This window comes from Maricaulis maris MCS10 (genome assembly GCF_000014745.1).
Lineage (GTDB): Bacteria > Pseudomonadota > Alphaproteobacteria > Caulobacterales > Maricaulaceae > Maricaulis > Maricaulis maris_A.
Window position 1 is genome coordinate 2,878,546 of the sequence record NC_008347.1, and the last position, 21,334, is coordinate 2,899,879.

13 protein-coding genes are annotated in these 21,334 nt (G+C 62.8%); 7 read left to right on the plus strand and 6 right to left on the minus strand.

Going from position 1 to position 21,334, the window contains the following annotated elements; genetic code table 11:
- Positions 1-3: 3 nt before the first annotated feature.
- The 3 genes from MMAR10_RS13650 to MMAR10_RS13660 all read left to right on the plus strand — a co-directional run bounded on the left by MMAR10_RS13650 (position 4) and on the right by MMAR10_RS13660 (position 6,123).
- A complete protein-coding gene (locus MMAR10_RS13650; protein ID WP_041637023.1) occupies positions 4-4,083 on the plus strand; it encodes a translocation/assembly module TamB domain-containing protein in 4,080 nt (1,359 codons plus the stop codon).
- 92 nt (positions 4,084-4,175) lie between these two features.
- Positions 4,176-5,144 (plus strand): mechanosensitive ion channel family protein, encoded by a 969-nt coding sequence (locus tag MMAR10_RS13655; protein WP_011644576.1) that lies wholly within the window; start codon positions 4,176-4,178, stop codon positions 5,142-5,144.
- 1 nt (position 5,145) lies between these two features.
- Positions 5,146-6,123: a zinc transporter ZntB gene (locus tag MMAR10_RS13660; protein ID WP_011644577.1), complete on the plus strand. Its 978-nt coding sequence runs from the start codon at positions 5,146-5,148 to the stop codon at positions 6,121-6,123.
- A gap of 19 nt (positions 6,124-6,142) precedes the next feature.
- Here the strand turns inward: MMAR10_RS13660 and MMAR10_RS13665 are convergent, their stop codons facing one another.
- From MMAR10_RS13665 to MMAR10_RS13675, 3 genes are all read right to left on the minus strand, one after another.
- Positions 6,143-7,747, minus strand: coding sequence for a BCCT family transporter (locus MMAR10_RS13665; protein WP_011644578.1), 1,605 nt, complete (start codon positions 7,745-7,747; stop codon positions 6,143-6,145).
- Positions 7,744-9,753, minus strand: coding sequence for a tetratricopeptide repeat-containing sulfotransferase family protein (locus MMAR10_RS13670; protein WP_011644579.1), 2,010 nt, complete (start codon positions 9,751-9,753; stop codon positions 7,744-7,746). The genes MMAR10_RS13665 and MMAR10_RS13670 overlap by 4 nt, the downstream gene beginning before the upstream one ends.
- A gap of 92 nt (positions 9,754-9,845) precedes the next feature.
- Positions 9,846-12,386, minus strand: coding sequence for a TonB-dependent receptor (locus MMAR10_RS13675; RefSeq protein WP_011644580.1), 2,541 nt, complete (start codon positions 12,384-12,386; stop codon positions 9,846-9,848).
- A gap of 342 nt (positions 12,387-12,728) precedes the next feature.
- Here MMAR10_RS13675 and MMAR10_RS13680 point away from each other — a divergent pair, with 342 nt between their 5' ends.
- Together MMAR10_RS13680 and MMAR10_RS13685 are read left to right on the plus strand one after the other, a co-directional pair.
- Positions 12,729-13,199 carry a MarR family winged helix-turn-helix transcriptional regulator gene (locus MMAR10_RS13680; protein ID WP_011644581.1) on the plus strand — a complete coding sequence of 157 codons (471 nt, stop codon included), beginning with the start codon at positions 12,729-12,731 and terminating at the stop codon, positions 13,197-13,199.
- 5 nt (positions 13,200-13,204) lie between these two features.
- Complete coding sequence (locus MMAR10_RS13685; RefSeq protein ID WP_041637855.1) at positions 13,205-14,371, plus strand: CoA transferase; 1,167 nt, start codon at positions 13,205-13,207, stop codon at positions 14,369-14,371.
- A gap of 23 nt (positions 14,372-14,394) precedes the next feature.
- On the opposite strand, the gene MMAR10_RS13690 is transcribed toward MMAR10_RS13685, so the two are convergent.
- Positions 14,395-16,434 carry a 3-hydroxyacyl-CoA dehydrogenase NAD-binding domain-containing protein gene (locus MMAR10_RS13690; protein ID WP_011644583.1) on the minus strand — a complete coding sequence of 680 codons (2,040 nt, stop codon included), beginning with the start codon at positions 16,432-16,434 and terminating at the stop codon, positions 14,395-14,397.
- A gap of 226 nt (positions 16,435-16,660) precedes the next feature.
- On the opposite strand from MMAR10_RS13690, the gene MMAR10_RS13695 reads away from it, so the two are divergent.
- Both MMAR10_RS13695 and MMAR10_RS13700 read left to right on the plus strand, forming a co-directional pair.
- Positions 16,661-18,424: a class I adenylate-forming enzyme family protein gene (locus MMAR10_RS13695; protein WP_011644584.1), complete on the plus strand. Its 1,764-nt coding sequence runs from the start codon at positions 16,661-16,663 to the stop codon at positions 18,422-18,424.
- A 53-nt stretch (positions 18,425-18,477) separates the two neighbouring features.
- Positions 18,478-19,614 (plus strand): DUF3089 domain-containing protein, encoded by a 1,137-nt coding sequence (locus MMAR10_RS13700; protein ID WP_011644585.1) that lies wholly within the window; start codon positions 18,478-18,480, stop codon positions 19,612-19,614.
- A 93-nt stretch (positions 19,615-19,707) separates the two neighbouring features.
- Here the strand turns inward: MMAR10_RS13700 and MMAR10_RS13705 are convergent, their stop codons facing one another.
- On the minus strand, positions 19,708-20,484 hold the full coding sequence (locus MMAR10_RS13705) for a thioesterase family protein (protein ID WP_011644586.1): 777 nt from the start codon (positions 20,482-20,484) through the stop codon (positions 19,708-19,710).
- A complete protein-coding gene (locus MMAR10_RS13710; protein WP_041637024.1) occupies positions 20,484-21,308 on the minus strand; it encodes an SDR family oxidoreductase in 825 nt (274 codons plus the stop codon). The genes MMAR10_RS13705 and MMAR10_RS13710 overlap by 1 nt, the downstream gene beginning before the upstream one ends.
- Positions 21,309-21,334: the final 26 nt, after the last annotated feature.

The following is a 21,334-nucleotide window of genomic DNA, read 5'->3' on the forward strand; positions in this document are numbered from 1 at the left end:
CCAATGGCCGTCATACGTCGCCTTGCGCTCTGGATCGGACTTGGTCTGCTCGTTCTTGTGGTCCTTGCCGCCGGCCTGCGGCTGGCCGCCGGACAGGCGCCCGGCCGCTGGCTGGTCACCAGCCAGCTGGAGGGACGATATATTCCAGGCGCCGGCCACCTCTCGGTATCCGGCGTACGTGGCGATCCCTTGTCCCGGCTCCATATCGACCGTTTGACGCTGAGTGATGATGACGGGGTCTGGCTGACCGCCAATTCTGTCACACTCGACTGGCAGGCCCGAAGCCTGGCGTCGCGCCCCATCCAGATCAATGAGGCCTTGATAGAACAAGTCTCCATTGCCCGCCGCCCCATTCTCGAAGACGAACCAGCAGGGTCGGCGAATGACGGTTCAAACACCGGACTGAGACTTCCCGCAGTCAATCTCGACCGTTTCGAACTGTTGCGGCTGGACCTGAGCGAAGGCGTCGCCGGACCACAGGCCGTGCTGACCGCAACGGCGAGCGCCCGCCTTCGATCCCGGGCCAGCAATCTGACGATCCGGGCCGAACGTCTTGATGCCCCGGGCGACCGTCTCGTGACGGACCTGCTCGTTGACGCAGAGGGTGTTGCCGGCACCCTGACCGCAACCGGAGAGGCCGGAGGCACGCTGGCGAACCTGTTGCGCCTGCCCGACATGAACATCCGCATCGATGGCCGCGTCGATGGTGATCTCGCATCCGGTCACGGCGAACTGGCATTGACCGCCGACAGCACGTCGCGGGCCGAGGCGACCCTCGACTGGGGTGTAGATGGGTGGCAGGGCGATGCCACGATCAACGCTGCGTCGTGGGGCCTGGTTCCCGAACCCCTGGCATCCGAAATCGAAACGATCCAGCTTGCCGTCGAAGGGCAACGACGGGACGGCTTCACCCTGGATACGGTGTCCCTGGACGCCACCAACAGCCGCCTTGTCTTGCGGGACGTGACCGAGGCAGTCATTCGGGCCGAATTCGACCTCAGCCCGGCGTTGGTCGCGCGCCTGTCCGGGCAGCAGGTCAATGTGGGTTCGGTCAGGGGAACAGCTGATCTGGAACGCGGCGACGGCATCGACGTCCACATTCGCCCGGCCATCGAAGATATCCAATTTGCCGGCGCGACCGTCCAGCGGCTCGACGGGTCGGTCGGGGTCACATTGCCGGGCGGGCACCCGCACCTGGTGTTGGATATCAATCTGGACGGCGTCCACACCGGTCGGCCCGAAGTTGACCGCCTAGCCAACGGTCGGGTTCGTATTGTTGGTGAGATTTCCGACCTTGGCCGTGACGGCGGCTGGCAGCTTGCACCAGACTTCACTGCCATGTCGGACGCCCTGACCGTCACAGCAAGCGGACACCTTCCACCTGGCGCGGCATGGCCGGTCGGCGACGTCTCGATCAACCTGGCTGACACCTCACGGGTCCATGCCGGCCTTGCCGGTCCGGCGAGCGGAGACATTTCCATCGCGCCTGACCGTTCGATCGAATTGCGCGTCGACGCCAGCGCTGTGACCTGGCCCGCAACCACCGAAGGCATTCTTGATGGCATGACCGCGCGGGCCAGCCTCGCGGCGTCGGAGCCCGGATGGACCGTCTCTGCCCTCAACGCCCGGAGCCGTGCGCTCGACCTGACGCTCAGCGGCAATTACCTGGGCGCGGACGACTGGGACGCTGCCGGTGATCTGGCACTGGACGGCGTCTTGCCGTTCGCCGCGATTGAAATCGATGGCGGCCTGGCGACTGCCTTCCGCCTGGTGCGTGACCGCCAGGCCTTGCGCCTTCGCTCTGTGACCTCCTCGCGGCAATTGCAGGCCGGGCCGGTCGAGCTCCACGCACCGCGCCTGGGCATCAGGGGGCGGCTGGGCGGCATCGTCGATGATGCTGCGACATCCCTGGAATGGGTCTTCACCGCTGATCGGGATCTCGGCGATGTCACGATCAACGGAACCGCCCGGCATCATGCCGAAACGACCGAACTTGTCGTCACACAGGGACGTTTCGACGATATCACACTGAGCGGGTCAACCGCTTTGACCGGCCGCGCACTGACCGTCGCGGTTCAAGCTGACCGCGATCAGCTGATGTCACTGACCGCCGAATTTGCCGGCTCTCTCGACGACCTGCGCGGCGGCCAAATCGAGGCGGCGCTGACAATGGACGCCCAACGGGTTGGGGAGGCCGATCTCAATGCGGCCAGCCTTACCCTGTCCGGCCCACTGTCCGGCGTCGCCCTCAATGCACGCGCCGACGGTCGGATCCGCAGCAATGTGGACCTGTCCGCGACCGGCGAAATTGCCCTGGGTGAAAACGGTGTGTCCATTTCCGTTTCGCCCTCCGGCAAGTGGGCCGCCCACAACTGGACAACCGTCGAGCCGATCCGTTTCGCCACCAATCCTGATGGCGTGACAGCCTCGGCGGCGATTACGCTGGGCGGCGGCCGGGTGGATCTCACATTACAGACATCCGGCATCAGTCCGATCGCCAGCCTGGCCATTGAGGACCTGCCCGTCGGCGTGCTCGCCGACATCACGGCCATGCCGGCGACCCAGGGCATGATATCGGGCACGGCCGACCTGCGTGAACTTGACGGGGTCTGGCGCGGCGAAGCGGAATTCGCCGCCACCGGCCTGCTGGCGAACGACCTGCCGGATGTGCCGGCGCTTGACCTGCAAGCCCGCATTTCCCTGCAGGATGATGCCCATTCGACCTTCAATCTGCGCGGTGGCGGCCTCGAAGCGCGCGGCGAAATCACCCGCGCCGGACCAACCACCGACATTGCCCGCCCACAAGGCGCCCCCGACGCGCCACTGAGCGGCGAGATCGAGGCAGACGGTGAGCTGATGGCGCTTGCAGCCCTGTTCCTGCCGTCTGACATTCTGCTTGAAAGCGGTCGCATTGACGCCCGTCTGGCCGTGTCCGGGACGGTGGCCGAGCCGCACCTGGATGGCGGCCTCTCGCTACGCGACGGCCGCATCAATGCCACTACCGCCGGCAGTCTGGTCTCCGGCATGGACGTCGATCTCGAACTGAGCGGAACCCGTTTCAACCTGACCCGCCTGTCGGCCAATGATAATCGCGAAGGCCAGCTGAGTGGCGAAGGTCATGTGGAATTCGGCGCGGATGGCCTGCCACAAGGGGCCGCCAGCTTCACCTTCCAACGCTTCGTCGCCGTCCGCCGGACAGAGCTGACCGTTCAGGCCAGCGGCGATGTCGACTTCACACTCGATACAGACGGATTGCTGATCAGCGGGGAAAGCCGGGTCGACCAACTACGGACCCAGCCGACCCTGAACGGGGCGGCTTCGATCCCGCAATTGCAGGTCCTCGAAATCAACCAACCCAAGGATTATCGGGCGCTCAACGAGACCCGTATCCCGGTCCGGATCGATTATCGCGTCCAGGCCGACAACGGGCTCTATGTCTCCTCCCGTGCCTTCACGTCGGAATGGGGCGTCGACCTGCACATCACCGGCCCGGAAAGCAAACCTTCCCTGATCGGCACGGCGACGCTTGTCGGAGGGTCGGCCTTCGTTTTCAACCGTCGCTTCACGCTCGCCGACGGAACCGTCACCTTCGATGGCGCCCCCGATGATGCCCGGGTCGACCTCAGCGCTGTTCACAGCCGGTCGGGGTTTCGGGCCACAGCTCGCGTCACGGGCTCGGCGCGCGCGCCGACCATCACCCTGACCAGTGACCCCGCCCTTCCCGAGGACGAGATCCTGGCGCGCCTGTTGTTCGACCAGTCCGTCAGCCAGCTTGGCGCTTTCGAAGCGGCGCAACTGGCGGCGCAACTGTCCGGGCAGAGCCTGCTCAATGTGGTCGGGCAACTGCGTGACCTCGCCGGGATCGACCGCCTTGACGTCTCGACCAATGCCGACGGCAACCTGTCGGTGGTCGGTGGTCGACGCTTTGGTGACAATGTCTATGTCGAGGTCGGGAGCAATGGTGCCTCGGCCATTGACGAGGCCTTGATCGAATGGTCCCTGACGCCGGATCTCAGCATCCTGTCCCGGGTCTCGGCCGACACCAATGCCTCGGTCGCGATCCGCTGGCGCCGTGATTACTGAGGCGGGGCAAGCGCTTGCCACCGGCTGGTACGCAGAGTACGGCTGATGGCAACGGCGTGATCGCGCCGCGATCCAGCAAGGGGCCTGCGGGCATGAAAACGTTCCTGTTGTCGCTGATCAAACCGAATGGTGCCTGGGCCGGCATCCTGGTCTTTGCGACTCTCGTGGCTGTACTGGCCGCCGGCATGTCGGGCCATCTCGACGCCGTTCGAACCTATCTCGACACGCCCATGCTGACCTTTACGGTCGGGAGCCTGGCGGTCAGCGCCTACGACGTTTTGCGCGGCATTCTGGTGCTGGCGATGGTGTTCTGGACCACGGCGATCATTGCAGCCCTCGTGGAAGGCCGGCTGGCCAAGCTCACCAAACTGCGCGCCACCACCCGCATCCTGATCACCAAGGTCTTCCAGATTGCGCTCTATGTGGTCGCTTTCCTGGTCACCATGGATCTGATGGGGCTGGACCTGACCACGCTGACGGTGTTTTCCGGCGCGCTGGGCATAGGACTGGGCTTTGGTCTGCAAAAGATCGCGTCGAACTTCATCTCCGGCATCATCCTGTTGCTGGAAAGGTCGGTCGAGCAGGATGACTTGATCGAGCTGCCCGACGGGGTGTCCGGTTTCGTGCGCAAGTCGAGCGCTCGCTACACCCTGATCGAAACGCTGGATGGCAAGGAAATCCTGGTCCCCAACGAGGATCTGATCACCAACCGGGTCACCAACTGGACCCTGACCAACACCCGTGGCCGGATTGAGATCAGCATTGGCGTCTCCTATGGCTCCGACCTGGAAAAGGCCCAGGCCCTGATCCTGGAAGCGGCGCGCGAACACCCGTCCACGATCGAAGATCCGAAGCCACAATGCTTCCTGCGCAATTTTGGCGACAGCTCGGTCGACTTCACGCTGTTGTTCTGGATCGGCGATGTCGTGAAAGGCCGCTGGGCACCGCAAAGCGAAGTGATGTTCACGATCTGGCGGAAGTTCCGCGATGCCGGCATTGAAATCCCCTTCCCGCAGCGCGACGTGCACATCAAGTCATCGACTTCGGTCCTGGAGGGCTGACATGGACGATACAGCCGGCATTCTCTACGCCGCCTCAATTACAGGAGATGGCAGCGGGCAACTGCTCAGCGGCACCGCCGTCGCCCACGAAATCCAGGACGATGCCCTGGCCTGGGTACACCTCGACGCCCTGAATCCAGCCAGTCGCGACTGGATCGAAAACGAGCTGGACTATCTAGATCCGCTGATCATCGACGCCCTGCTGGCCGACGAGACGCGGCCGCGTCTGCTTGAGTTCGAAAATGGTGCCATGATGATCCTGCGCGGGGTCAATCTGAATGCCGACTCACAGCCCGAGGACATGATTTCGGTGCGGGTCTGGGTCGACCCGTCGCGTATCATCTCGGTCCAGCGCCGCCAGACAAAGGCCGTTCGCGATATCCAGGACAAATTGGCGTCCGGCAATGGCCCCAAGGATACCGGCGAATTCATCGGCCAGCTGTCGGCCCGCCTGTTCGAACGCATGGAACCGGTGATGACCGAGTTGCATGAGCGGCTCGATGAAGTCGAGGAACGGGTGATGGAAGAGCCGTCGATCGCCGAGCGCCAGGAGATCACGGCCCTGCGCAAACAGGCGATCATCTTCCGTCGCTATTTCGCCCCCCAGCGAGACGTCATTGCCTATCTGCGCACGTCCGAGCTGGACTGGCTCAGCACCGGCCACAGGCGCCGCCTGCAAGAAAACCTCGACCGCATCACCCGCTATCTCGAAGACCTGGACGCTATCCGCGAGCGGGCTCAGATCGTCAAGGACGAGCTGGCCAATGCTCTGGCCGACCGCATGAACAAGAATCTCTACGTCCTGTCACTCGTCGCCGCGATCTTCCTGCCGCTGGGCTTCCTGACCGGATTGCTGGGCATCAATGTCGGCGGCATACCGGGCGCCGACCTGCCCAGCGCCTTCTGGATTTTCCTGGTCATCCTGGGCGGGATCAGCGCCGTGCAGATCTGGATATTCAGGATGATGAAGTGGCTGTGAACGGGCCGCAGCCGCGCGGCTAGCCTTCCGCCTCGGCCGGCTTGGACTGTGCCGCGTCCAATGCCCTTTGGGCCCGCAAATCCGACCACAACCCCTTCCAGAGGCTGTAACAGCACACCAGAAGCACGACCATGAAGGGCAGACCGGCCGTGATCGCGCCGGCCTGCAAACCCTGCAGGGCCTGGGCACCGCCGCCATAGAGCAGCACCGCCGCGACCAGCCCCTCGATCGAGGCCCAGAAAATGCGTTGCGGCACCGGAGCGTGCAGCTTGCCACCAGCGGTGATCGAGTCGATCACCAGTGAGCCGGAATCGGACGAGGTCACGAAGAACACAAAGACCAGGATTATGGCGATAAAGGACGTGATGGCGGCAAACGGCAGGTGGTCCAACATCTGGAACAACACAAGGGACACCTCGCCGACTCCATCAGCCAGCTCGCCGATACCGTTTTCGTACTGGAAGATCGCGGTCTCGCCGAAAGTCGAGAACCAGACAATCGTGATCAGCATCGGCACGAAGATCACGGCGACCAGGAATTCGCGGACAGTCCGCCCCTTGGACACCCGTGCGATGAACATGCCGACAAAGGGCGACCAGGAGACCCACCAGGCCCAGTAGAACACCGTCCAGCCATGGAACCATTCGGTGTCTTCACGCCCGATCCAGTTGGCCAGTGGCAGGAAATCGCGGACATAGTCGACCGTGTTCTCCCAGAATCCGTTGGCGATCAGCAGCGTCGGCCCGACGATGAAGATGAACAGCAGGAAGATGCCGGCCATGACCATGTTGATGTTGGACAACACCTTCACGCCGCCATCCAGACCGCGCACCACCGACACGATCGCGATGGAGGTGATGCAGCCGATGACGATGACCTGGGTCAGGATGCCCGGGTCGATCCCGAACAGGAAGTCGAGACCACTGGCGACCTGTTGCGCGCCCAGTCCCAGTGATGTCGCCAGTCCGAACAGGGTTGCGACCACCGCGAGGAGATCAATCAGATGCCCCGGCCAGCCCCAGATCCGTTCACCCAAAAGCGGGTAGAAGGCCGAGCGCACCGTCAGCGGCAGGCCTTTGGAGAAGGTGAAATAGGCCAGCGCCAGTCCGAGGACGGCATAGATCGACCAGGCATTCAGGCCCCAATGGAACATGGTCGCGCTAAGGGCCAGCCGGGCCGATGCGTCGGTACCGGGCTCAACGCCCAAAGGCGTGCCGAACCACTCGGTATGATAGGCCAAGGGCTCCGCCGCCCCCCAGAACATCAGGCCGATGCCGATACCCGCCGAGAACAGCATGGCCAGCCATGACCGGGTCGAGAAATCCGGTTTGGCCGCACTGCCGCCAATGCGCAGCTTGCCAAGCGGGGACACCATCACGACCAGGCAGAACAGAAAGACCAGATTGACCCCGAGCACGAAGAACCAGTCGAAGGTCGCCAAGACCCAGTCCCGGGCCGCAAAAAGGGCTGCCGACACGGCTTCCGGCATAAGCACTGCCGCAGTCACGAAGCCGATCATGATAACGGCAGAGATGAAGAAGACGGGATTGTGAACATCGAGTCCGAGAACGGAGATATTGTCCTGCCCGATTTCATGATCGGTCTTGTAGAGGCGTCTGGTCATGATGTTCCTTGTCCCGCTCGGGCCAGTATGTCTTTACCCAGCGCGCTTTTCAGCGGGTCGAGATGGGGTTCGAATTTCTTCCACTGCGCCACACCGGCGTCGAAGATCGGCTGGCGGACCTGTTCCGAACTGGCCGTCCGGACCGCCCGCTCGGTCGCGTGGAAGTCGATACAGGCCTGCTCGAATGGCAGGCCGCAATAGTCGAGAATACGGCGAACCTGCCCGTCAAGGTCAGACACGACGTCCTCATAGTTCACGCGCAGGATCTGGCCGGGAAGAACCCGATCCCAATGATCCATCAGCGCAACATAATTGCGGTAATAGTGCCCGATTTCCTCGAGCCCGTAGGTGAATTCCTGGCCCTCGGCGAATAATTGCTTGAAGCCGGAGAAACAGCAGGCCATCGGATGCCGGCGGGCATCAATGATGCGGGCATTGGGCAGGATCAGTTTGATCAGGCCGATATGCCGGAAATTGTTTGGCATCTTGTCGGTGAAGCGCGGCGCACCGGCACGATGGATGCGGGTGTTTTCGATATAGTCCCGGCCCAGCGCTTCCAGTTGCCCGGCATCCAGCTCGTGGAGCACCCGAGGATAGCGAGTCTTGTCACTCAACCGCTGTCGTCCGCGCAATCGATGCGACAGGGCCAGGATGTTGGGAAGTTCCAACGTGCCGTCGACCTGGCTGTGCGAGGCCAGGATCTGTTCCAGCAGGGTGGAGCCGGCCCTGGGCAGTCCAACAATGAAGATTGGATCAGGATCGGCGCATCCCTTGCCCGACTGGCGGGCAAACAGCGCCGCGTCACAGATTTCGGCCTGGGCATCGAGCTCGGCCTTCATCTGCTCGGTGGTGTAGCGGGTCTGGACCCGCTTGAGCGTATTGCCCTTTTCGTAGAAGTCGAACGCCTGCGCGACGTCTTCGTGATCCTCGAAGGCCTTGGCGAGGGCAAAGCTGAGATGGACCCGGTCCTGGAAAGCCAGATCGCTGCCAGCTTCCAGCGCCTGCATGGACGCGACCTCTTCATCGGTGAAGCGATAGGTCTTCAGATTGGCCAGCCCGTACCAGGCGTCGCCATGGTCAGGTTTGGCTGCAAAGGCCGCCCGGTAGCTGGCAACCGCGGCGTCATGCTGGCCAAGTGTCTTCTGGGCGTGCCCGAGTGAGGTCAGCGTCGCCGGGTCGTCGGGCAGTGTGACGAGTATCTCCTCAAACAGGGTCAGGGCTTCGTCATAGCTGCCGGTCTGCATGCGCTCGATGGCGTAGTGGGATTTGAAGACCGGATTATCGCGATCGGTCTCCCAGAGCTGTCGGGCCTGTTCGAGGGCGGCCGCGAACTTCTGGCGCTTGCGCAGGATCTGGATGTAGTCGAGCCGCAGCTGGGTGTTGTCCGGTTCAAAACCGATGGCGCTCTCGAGCAGGAAGTCAGCATCTTCAAGCACGCCGAAGCGCGAACCGATTTCCGCCAGCAATCGCATGGCTTCGACATGGTGCGGGGTCTTCTGGAGAAAGGCCCGACACAGCTGTTCGGCCTTCAGGAGCTTGCCCTCGTGCAGGAGATGGGTGACCGAGACCAGGTCCCGCGGCAGTGCGGCAATCCGTTCCGCCTGTGCCGCTGCGTTGCTGGCCTCCGCCGGACGCCCTGCCGCCTGCAAGAGGTCTGATTGAGCCCGCCAGCTGGCAACAAGGGCGGGGTTGAACCGGCAAGCGCGTTGATAGGCAGTCAGAGCGCGATCATCCTCGCCCAGCGCGCGCAGGAGATGGCCTTCTTCCTGATAGGCACGGCCAAAATCTGGCGAGACGCCCTTGATACGCTCGAGAGCGGCGCGGGCTTCGTCATGGCGTTTGAGGTAACGGGCGCAGACCGCCTGCATGTAGAGCGCATCGACATGGTCCGGTGACGCATCCAGAACCGGTTGCAGCGTCTCCCGGGCCGCATCAAAGCGGCCTTCATACATCTGCGTTTGCGCTGCCGTCAGCGCCTGGACATGGATGTCCGTCTCTTCTGCCACGCAGGGGTCTCCGCCTGTCTATCAGAAAACAGAAAGCGTCCCTGGCCAGGGACGCTTTCCATTGTGGCCTTGGGCCAGCGGCTTGTCAGGGCCTAGTACTGCACCCCGACGCGCACGCCGATCGTCCGCGGACGGATGACCGTGACGCGTTCGCGGTCAAACACGAAATTGTTGGCAATCTCACCACGTTCATCGGTGAGATTGTTGGCAAACAATTCGACCGACCAGCTCTCACCGGTCAGACCCGTCGTGAAGTTCAGCGAGGTATATCCCTCGACGTCCGCCTTGTTGATCTCGATGACGTCGGAAACGCTGTCATCGGTGATGGTGATCTGCGGCATCACATGCGCCATCATGCCGTTTTCCATCGGCCACTCGTAGCGGGCGCGAAGATTGGCCTGATAGCTCGGCGCGAAGGCCAGTTCCGAACCGGCGAGAACATCATTGGTCGGAACCAGCACTTCCGTGATCTCGGTGTCGAGCAGCGAGAAGGCGCCGACAACGGTCAGGCCCTCGATATCAGCCGGTGCCCAGGTGACCTCGCCCTCAATGCCACGGATTTCGGCATTGGCGGCGTTGTCCGAGAAGAAGAGATTGGTGATGGACGGGTCGAAGATCGTGGTCTGGAGGTTCTCGATCTCCACCATGAAGGCGTTGCCGTTGAACCGGACCTGGTTGTCGAAGAGATCGGTTTTCCAGCCGAACTCGTAATTGACGACTTCATCCGTATCGAGGGCGAAGGGCACGGTATAGCCACCGGGGCCGGATGCACCGCCGGGGCGGTTCAGGACGCCCGGACGGAAGCCTTCCGACACGGTCGCGTAGAACAGCGCGCCGTCAGTCGGGCGCCATTCCAGCGTACCCTTGAAGATGAAGCCGTCGGTCGCAGCGACATCCGGATTCCCGAACGCGTTATTCGGTCCATAGAGCGCCGAGATATTGGTGCCGAAGACCTGGGCATCATCAGTCTGGCCGAAATTGAAGAAGGAGCCGTTGGCGCTGCCAACGAGGTCGACTTCAATATCGTAATAGCGCGCGCCCAGCGTGATCGAGAACTGTTCGGTCAGATCAAAGGTCGTCTCACCGAAAATGCCATATTGCTGGTCTGTGCGAAGGACGTCATTGCGGAAGATGACGCCGGCCGGGAAAGGTCCCGGATCGGAGAAATAGCCCGGCGATGCATTGCCGATTTCACCCGTCACGGCCGTGTTTGTCAGCGGATAGTTCGGCGCGAAGCCCGTCGTGACACCGTCGAAGGAGATCGCATTGACCGAACCCGGATAGGTGAAGTCATTGCGCTCGGCGACTTCCATGTCGGAGTAAAACCCGCCGAAGGTTGCGCGGACGCGGCGATCTGCCGGCGTATTGAAGCGCAATTCCTGGGTGAAGACCTTGGTGCGCGTATCCGACTGCACGAACAGGTTCGGCGCCTGACAGGTCCCGGTCGGACCGCCCGCTCCCGGATAGCTCACCGAGCCGTCACAGATATAGTAAGGCAGGTACTGGCCGACGAAGAGATAATCGGAATAGTCAACGCGCTGATCGGTATTACGATCCGTGTAGGCGCCGGTATAGACCATTTCCAAGGCACCGAGACGGCCCTCCAGGGTCCAGCTCGTATTGTGGAAGTAATCGTCCAGCTCGTCTTCCTCGAAGCGCTGGACTTCCAGGTCGTCAAGGCTCGGATCCATGAAGAACACGCCTTCGGAGTCGAGCTGCTGCTGCATGTGCATGACGGTCAGAGACCAGTCCGCATTGAAGTCATACAGGGCGCTGAGACGGAAACCGGAATAGGTTGTGTCGTTGAAGTCCTTTTCCAGCAGGTCCGAATTGTTGGCGTCGAGGAAGGTGACATTGGTCAGATCGGCCGTGGACTGGAAACCGGCGCGCGTCGCGCTCACCGGGACACCATTGTCACGCATCGTGCCGGCAGCGCGGAAGCGGGCCGACTCGCGCGCGCTGCGCGTGCCCGGTACATTGTCGATATAGCCGCCCTGCTGGTCGACATAGACCACGCCGCGAAGTGCGAAATTGTCGGCGACCGGTACGTTGACCATAGCCTCGACCTTGTTCGACATCTCGCCGCCTTCGGTGAAGGAGACCGCGAAGTTCGATGAGGCGTAGAAAGCCGACGGATCCGGACGATTGGTGATCAGCCGAACCGTACCGGCTTGCGAGGACGCACCATAGAGCGTGCCTTGCGGGCCCGGCAGAACCTCGACGCGCGCCAGGTCGGCGGCGTAAACGTCCAGGTTACGACCCGGCTGCGACACCGGCTGCTCGTCGAGATAGAGCGCGACGTTGGGCGCCAGGCCAGCGACACCGGCCGTCGTGAGATTCGGCGTCGTCGAGGCAAGGCCCCGAATATAGATCGTGGCCTGACCCGGACCGGAACCGCCGGCCGTGACGCCGGGCAGTTGCTGCAGGTAGTCGGTGAAGACATCAACGCCGAGCTCCTCCAGCGTCTCCTCATTCATCGCATTCACGGCAAGAGGAATATCTTGAGTGCTCTGCTCACGCTTGGTGGCGGTGACGGTTATGACATCCACCTGGGCGGCGGCAAGTCCAGCCCCGGCAAGCGACAGAGTTGCGGCGGTCAGAAAAGTCGTTGAAAGTGCACGTTGCTTCATCATGACGTAGTGACAGTCCCTTGTGGCGTTACATTTTGAAGCCTGTGTAGAGAGTCCGGTCAGGGCTGGCCACCATCGCTTTGTGTTGAAACTTTTAGGACGAAGCAATCCACTGGCGGCCCACCCGTCACCGCCACTCACAACTAACTGTTCCAAAACGCGCATTCACGACCCGTTACCAGAATGTGACAGCGTGAAACCGATTTTCGATAGTCTGATTTCGGGACATCCCGCGCAGGATTTCTTCGACATCAAACAAGAGTTGCCGACTCTTCGAACTCAAACCGTTTGGATTTCCGCGAACCTGCGGGTAAATCCATTCAGGACCTCAAACAGGCGAACCGAATGAGCGACCACGACGAAATTCTTGTGTCCCTGCGGCGCATTACGCGCGCGATCGATCTGCAGTCGAAACGACTGGTCAAGGCAACCGGCCTGACCGCGCCGCAGCTCGTTGTCATCGACACGCTGCGAAAGCGGGGCGACCTGTCTCCCAGCGCGATCGCCCGCGCCGTGTCGCTGAGCCAGGCGACCATCACCTCGATCCTTGATCGCCTGACCCACGCCGGGCTGGTCGAGCGGGTCAAGAGCGACACCGACAAGCGGGTCGTCATGGCGCATCTGACCGAGACCGGCAGGGCCGCCGGCGAAACTGCGCCGGAATTGCTTCAGGCCGGATTCCTGCGTTCCTTCCGTGAGCTTCAGCCGTGGGAACAGAACATGCTGATCGCCTCGCTCCAGCGCATCGCCGAACTGATGGACGCCGAGGGTCTCGACGCGTCGCCTTTCCTCGACACGGGCGAAATCACCCAATGAGCGAGATCACCGACCGCGCCCTCACCGGCCTCAAGGTCGTCGAACTGGCGCGGGTCCTGGCGGGCCCCTGGGTCGGTCAGACCCTGGCCGATCTTGGCGCCGATGTGATCAAGGTTGAGAGCCCCGCCGGCGATGACACCCGGACCTGGGGCCCGCCCTGGATCGATCATGAAAGCGGCCGGGCAGCGGCCTATTACCATTCCTGCAATCGCGGCAAACGCTCGGTGACCGCCGATTTCCGCAAACCCGAGGATCTTGATTTCGTCCGCACCCTGATCGCCGATGCCGACGTCGTCGTCGAGAATTTCAAGGTCGGAAGCTTGGCCAAATTCGGACTCGATCATCCGAGCCTCGCTGCCGATCATCCCCGGCTGGTCTATTGTTCGATCACCGGCTTTGGCCAGAGCGGCCCCTATGCCCACCGGGCCGGCTATGACCTCGCCATCCAGGCCATGAGCGGCATCATGGATCTGACCGGGGAGGCGGACGGCCCACCGCAAAGACTGGGCGTTGCCTTCGCCGACATATTCACCGGCCTCTACGCCACCATTGCGATCCAGGCTGCCCTGGCACAGCGCGAACGCACAGGTCAGGGCCAGTATATCGACATGGCCCTGCTCGACTCGATGATCGGCGTTCTGGGCAATCAGGCGATGAACTACTTCGCCACCGGCACATCTCCGCGCAGGATCGGCAATGCCCACCCGTCCATCGTCCCCTATCAGGAGTTCGCCTGCGCCGATGGGCATATCATCATCGCGTGCGGCAATGACGGCCAGTTCGAGCGGCTGGCCCACGCACTGGCGCTGGGTGACGATGTCCTTTCAGCCAACCGGACCAATGCCCAACGCGTCGGCAACCGGGCCAAGCTCGCGGCCCTGATGTCCGACAGGCTGGCGGCGATGCCGCGGTCAGACGCACTGGCAATGCTGGAGGCCAATGGCGTCCCGGCGGGCCCGATCAACACGGTCGCCGAGGCCTTCGATGACCCGCAAGTCCGGCATCGTGGACTTGAGATCACCTCGGACGGCATTCCGGGACTGCGCTCACCGATCCGGATGTCGGACAGCGATACGGGTGCTACAGGCCGTGCTCCCGCACTGGGCGAACACACCGAGATAGTGAAGGCCGAGCTGCGGAAAAAAGGATGGGGCGGGCCCGCTGGGAAATAGGCCCGCTCCGATTACCTTGGCATCTAGCCGTTGAAGCGCTCGCCCTTGGCGGCCCTGTCAGCCAAATAGGGCGAAACCTCGTGCCCGAAAGCTTTCAAGCCCTCGACCACAACATCCAGCCCGATCGTGTCGGCCCAGAACATTGGCCCGCCGGTATAGGCCGGCCAGCCATAGCCATTGATCCAGACGGTATCGATGTCGGAGGCCCGCTGGGCCATGCCCTCGTCGAGAATTTTCGCGCCCTCATTGATCATCGGGAAGAGCAGGCGGTTTCGGATTTCCTCCGGGGAGAAGGATTGCGGCGCCTGGCCCGACTTGGCGACAAATGCCGCGATGACCTCTTCCACTTCGGCTGACGGGGTGCGGCGGCGGTTCTCGTCGTAATCGTAGAACCCCTTGCCATTCTTCTGGCCACGACGGTCCCGCTCGCAGAGCACATCGCGGATGGTTTCGCCCTTGGATGCGTCCCTGTTCCAACCCAGATCGAGACCGGCGAGGTCAGCCATCTGGAACGGGCCCATTGGCATGCCAAAATCCGTCAGCGCGTCATCAACTGCCCAAGGCGTAATGCCCTGCATCAGCATGGCATTGGCGGCCTGCTGACGCGGCGACAGCATGCGATTGCCGATGAAGCCGTGGCAGACGCCCGACACCACTGCGACCTTGCCGACTTTCTTGGCCAGGGCCATCGCCGTCTTGAGCACGGCTGGAGACGCTTTCTCGGCGCGGACCACCTCAAGCAGACGCATCACATTGGCCGGTGAGAAGAAGTGCAAACCGAGCACGAATTCCGGTCGCTTGGTCATCGCCGCCATCTCATCGACATTGAGATAGGAGGTATTGGACGCCAGGATCGCGCCCGGTTTGACGATGGAATCGAGCTTGGTGAAGACGTCCTTCTTGACGTCCATGTTCTCGAAAACGGCCTCGATCACCAGATCGCAATCGGCCAGGTCATTCATGTCGAGCGTCGGGGTGAGCCGGCCCATGCACTGTTCGACCTGCTCCGCCGTGAATTTGCCGCGAGAGGCCGAGCGCTCGTAATTCTTGCGGATGATCGAAACGCCACGGTCCAGCGGGTCCTGTTCGCGTTCCAGAATGGTGACCGCGATGCCGGCGGTCAGGAAGTTCATGGCGATACCGCCACCCATCGTACCGGCGCCCAGAATCCCGACCTTCGCGATGGGCAGAACGGGCGTGTCAGCCGGAATGTCATCAATCTTGCCAGCGGCACGTTCGGCGAAGAAAACATGGCGCAGCGCGCGGGACTGGGTGCCGGAGACCAGCTTTCCGAACAGCTCGCGCTCTTTTTTGACCCCTTCGGCGAAGGGCAGTTCTATGGCGGCGCGGACAGCCTCAATGCAGGCCTCCGGCGCTTCAAACCCCTTCAGGCGGCGTAGTTCCGTCTTGCGGAAATTGTCGAAGAAGTCATCGGCCAAGACCGTGTCGAGCTTGTCGGTGCGGGCGCTTGAAATCGGGTGGGTTGTGGCTGAACTCACGCTGCGCGCGAAAGCGATACCGCTCTCGGCCAGCTGGTCATCAGCGACCAGCTTGTCGACCAGTCCGATCCGCTCGGCCGCAGCCGCCGGGATCGGATCACCCTTGGCAATCATCGGCAGGGCGGCTTCGACACCGACCACACGTGGCAGGCGCTGGGTACCACCGGCGCCCGGGAGGAGCCCCAGCTTGACTTCCGGCAGGCCCAACTTGGCGGATGCGGCGGCAACACGGTAATGGCACCCCAGAGCGACCTCCAGACCGCCCCCCAGCGCCGTTCCGTGGATCGCGGCAACCACCGGTTTCGGGCTCGCCTCGATGGCGTCGATCACCTCGGGGAGGGAGGGACCGACCGGCGGCTTGCCGAATTCGGTGATATCGGCGCCCGCAAAGAATGTGCGCCCCTCGCAGGTGATGACAACGGCCTTGATGGCATCGTCCGAGGCCGCCTCAGCCATCGCGGCAGCCAACCCAGCGCGAACTGCCTGGCCAAGCGCGTTGACCGGCGGATTGTTCGACGTGACGACGAGTACGTCCCCGTCCTTGCGCGTGCTGATGACCGTCATCCCCATCTCCTGTTTCCGGGCCCGCTGCGGGACCATTGATCGTATCGCCTGACAACCGCTAGCGGCCGATTGACGCCTTTGCAAGGCTGCATACCCTGCATTCGATATGCTAGGCAACCGATGTGATCGCCCGGGCGTTATAGTCAGGCCTTGTGATAAATATGGTTCGACACTATCGTCGACTCAACAAATAAAGCAGCAAACCCGAAACAGGATTTCGTTGGGGATGGATAATCAGACACAGGCAGCCGAAACGGTTGCAGGCCTCGCTGTGCCGACCGACTGGCCCGCCTGCTCAATCGAACAGGCACAGGCCCTGTTGTGTGCGCCGGACACCAAGTTCGAGATGGAGACCGTGACCATTCGCGGGGTCCGGACCCGGGTCTGGAAGCACGCCCTCGGCAGCCTGCCTGAACTGGCCCGACATGCGCGCAATCATGGCGACCATACCTTCACGATCCACGAGGACGAGCGGATCAGCTATGAGTCCTGGTTTCGCGCGACCCGCGCTCTTGCCGCCGAACTCGCTGCGATGGGCATCGGCAAGGGCGACCGTGTCGGCCTGGCCATGCGAAACCTGCCGGAATGGCCGGTCGCCTTCTTTGCCGTTACCAGCCTGGGCGCGATCATCGTGCCTCTGAACGCCTGGTGGACCGGTGCGGAACTGGCCTACGGGCTGAAGGATTCCGGTGCCAGGGCGCTGATCTGTGATGCCGAGCGCTGGGATCGGATCGGCCCCGAGGCAAACGGCCTGCCGGATCTCAAACACGTCCTCGTCTGTCGCGGCGATGCAGCGCCGGATGCGCCAGCCCGTCGGCTGGAGGACCTGATCGGCACGCCGGACCGATATCCCGGCCTGCCAGAGGGCGATCTGCCGGATGCCGATCTTGCTCCCGACGATCCGGCGACAATTTTCTATACCAGCGGCACGACCGGCAATCCGAAGGGCGCGCTGGGCACACATCGCAATATCCTGACCAATATCCTGTCCTCGGCCTTTTCCGCCGCCCGCGCCTGTCTGCGGCGTGGCGAGGTACCGCCGGCACCGACGCCGAAGGTCATGCTGACGATCATCCCGCTCTTTCACGTCACCGCCTGCAATGCTGGCCTGATGGGGGGGATCTTTGCCGGTCACACCATGGTCTTCATGCCGAAATGGGATGTCGTGAAAGCCTTCCAGATCATCGAACGCGAGAAGGTCAACACGACCGGCGGCGTGCCGACGATTGCCTGGCAGCTGATCGAGCACCCGGATCGCACCAAGTATGACCTCTCCTCGCTGGAAGCGATCGCCTATGGCGGTGCGCCTTCGGCACCGGAACTGGTGCGCAAGATCAAGCAGGTGTTCGGCGCCCTGCCCGGCAATGGCTGGGGCATGACCGAGACCTCGGCAACGGTGACCAGCCACTCCGCCGAGGACTATCTCAACCGTCCCGACAGCTGCGGCCCGCCGGTGGCGGTGTCGGACATCAAGATCATGGCGCCCGATGGCGGCCGCGAGCTGCCGGTCGGCGAGGTCGGCGAGCTATGGGCGCGCGGCCCGCAGATCGTGACCGGATACTGGAACAATCCCGAAGCGACCGCCGAGACCTTTGTCGATGGCTGGATCCGCACCGGCGACCTGGCCCGGGTCGATGCCGAAGGCTTCTGCTACATCGTCGATCGCGCCAAGGACATGATCATTCGCGGCGGCGAAAACATCTATTCGAGCGAGGTCGAGAATGTCCTCTACGAACACCCTGCCGTGACCGATGCCGCCCTGGTCGGCATCCCGCACCGCACGCTCGGCGAGGAGCCGGCAGCCGTCGTTCACCTTGCCCCGGGCGAGAGTGTCAGCGAGGAGGAGCTCAAGGCGTGGGTGCGTCAGCGTCTGGCCATTTTCAAGACGCCGGTGCGCATCCTCTTTTCCGGGGAAACCCTGCCGCGCAATGCCAATGGCAAGATCGTCAAAACCGAACTGAAACCCCTGTTCGAGACCGAACAGGCCTGAACCACGCCGACACCAAGCCGGACTGACACCGGATATTGAAGGGGAGAGACGCGATGCTGATCGCAACACTGATGATGGCAGGCACCACGCTGCTCGCCCAGCCGCCGGGCTATACGGCACCGGACTATGACGCCGCCGACAGCTGGCTGTGCCGGCCCGGCCGGGAGGACGCCTGCGCGATCGATCTCGACACCACAATCATCGAGGCCGATGGCCGCATGAGCGTCGAAGCCTTTCAGGCTGCCGCGGACCCTGGTGTTGATTGCTTCTATGTCTATCCGACCGTGTCGAATGACCTGACACCGAATTCCGACATGGTCGCCAATGACGAGGAAGACCGCGTGATCGCGGCCCAGTTCGCGCGTTTCGGCGAGGTCTGCCGGACCTATGCGCCGATGTACCGGCAGGTCACGCTGACTGCGCTGCGCTCGATGATGACCGGCGAGCCGGTCGCCGCCGATGGCGTCACTGCCTATCTCGACGTCCAGACCGCCTTCGCCCATTACATGGAGCACGATAATGACGGTCGGCCCTATGTACTGATCGGACATTCCCAGGGCGCCCGCATGCTGGAACAACTGGTCGCCCGCGTCGTCGACGGCCAGGCCATCCAGACCAACATGCTCTCGGCCATGCTGATCGGCTACAACATCGCCGTTCCGCCGGGCGAGCCGGTCGGTGGCGCCTTCCAGGCCGTGCCGAGCTGCCGCTCATCGGACGAGACCGGCTGCTTCATCAGCTATGTTTCCTTCCGTTCCGACGTCCCACCGCCGGAAGCCTCGCGCTTTGGCAAACTGCCGGACCCATCCGTTGAGGTTGCCTGCACCAATCCGGCCGACCTTGCGGGCAATGCGGATACACCGCTTCAAGCCTATCTCGCGACGGGCGGCGCCTTCACCTCTTCGGTCGAGGCAGGGCCCTGGGTCGAGGGTGGCGCAGAGGTCACGACTGACTTCGTGCGGGTTCCTGGCCTGATCACAGGTCAATGCCTGAACGATGAGCATGGAAGCTATTTTGCCATCTCGGTCCATGGCGACCCGGCCGATCCGCGCACCGACGACATTGTCGGCGACGTGGTGGCCAATGGCGCCATTCTGGCGGATTGGGGCCTGCACCTGCTCGACATCGGCATTGCCCAGCGCGATCTGATTGATCTGGTCATGAGCCAAGCAGCTGCCTACGACCAGTAAGACACGCCATACCGGCCCTGGGATGGGGAGGCGGGCTGGGGCGGCGGACGGGAGCAGGGCGGACCAGACGGGTCGCCCTGTTTTCATGTCGGGTCAGACGAAGATCGCCACACTCTGTATGCCGGACATGACCGGCTCGCGATCGGCATTCCAATGCTGCATCAGCTGGCTGGACGAGCCGTGCCGCGCGAGGTCGGCGGTCGAACGGGAAAGCCACCAGCCATCCGTCGTCGCCGGCGCGGCGGCAAGGAGATTGATCTGCCAGGTCATCGAGCTGATCGGACCAGGGCGCTCGAACAGCGCCATGGCAGCGGGCGGCAAGGCGTCACCAATGGCCATCAGTTCGACCATCGGATCCAGGCCATCGCGCTCATTCAACCGCACCCAGCGCATGAAGTCCGGCGTGTGGCGCTCCTCCAGCGGCAGCGCGTGACGGTATTCCAGATTACCGGTGAAGAATTTCGGATCCGGATTTGCCATGGCTGGTGCCGCATCAGCGTAATTCGGGACTTCCGGCCGTGCGCTCGCGGCATAGTCGATGCTGGACTCAAGCCCGACCATGAACACAAACAGGGCCTTGAGACCCAGTTTGCCATCCGTAAAAACCTGGGCCTCGATGAAGGCTGCCGTCCGGCCACGACGCAGGAGTTCGGTCTTGACAGTAACCTCGCCAGCCAGGGGTCCGACAAAGGCAATCTGGGCCGAACGCAGGGGTGGCAGGTCTGGCTGTGAGCGCATCGCGGCTTCAAGCGCGAGAGCCGCGGTCAGCCCGCCATAGGCCGTGCGACCCTGCATCCAGGTATCGGGAATGCTCGCGGTCAGGGAGTCACCCCCTGCCTCGGCTGCGGCCAGTATCTTGGGTAGCGACATCAGTCGTCCTTCAAGGCATCGAGCGCCATCTTCGTGGCTTTCTGTGTCGCGGTAGACACCGGGTGGGAGGTCGACAATCCGCCATCAACCGGTATCGCCTGTCCATTGACATAGCTGGATGCCGGCGATGCGAGAAACAGCGCCATGGCCGCGATCTCTTCCGGTTCACCGCCGCGCTGCAGCGGGTTGAGCTGGCCGATCCGGTCTTCCTTGCCGACAGCCCGAACCTGGTCATAGAGCGGTTTCGTCATACCCGTTTCGGTCAGGCCGGGGCAGATCGCATTGACCCGGACATTGGTCCCGACAAGGCTCTGACAGGCGTTCTGGACCAAATTGATTACGCCGGCCTTCGATGCCGAATAGGCGACCGGTCCGGCGCCATAGCGCAAGCCGGCGACCGATGCTGTGCAGATGATCGACCCACCGCTTGATTTCATGATTTCGGGAGCGGCATGCTTGATGGCGAGGAAGGGACCGATGAGGTTGACGCGGAGCACATCAGCCCATGTCTCAGCCGTGGTCTCGAAGAATTCGGGCAGCCCACCGGTGATACCGGCATTGGCGAAGGCTATATCCAGCCGCCCGAATGCGGCGACCGCCTCGGCCACGGCGGCCTTCACGTCGGCTTCCGAACCGGCATCCATTGTGAAGGCGTGGGCCTTGCCACCACCGGCGGCAATGGTCTCTGCCGTCTTCTCGACCGCCGCATCGCGGTCACAGGCCAGGACGCTGGCACCCGCTTGTGCGAACAGGATGGCTGACGCGCGACCGATGCCGGACGCGGCACCGGTGATGATGGCGGTCTTGCCGGCCAGACTGAACATGGACATTGCGTCCCTCCCGATTGATC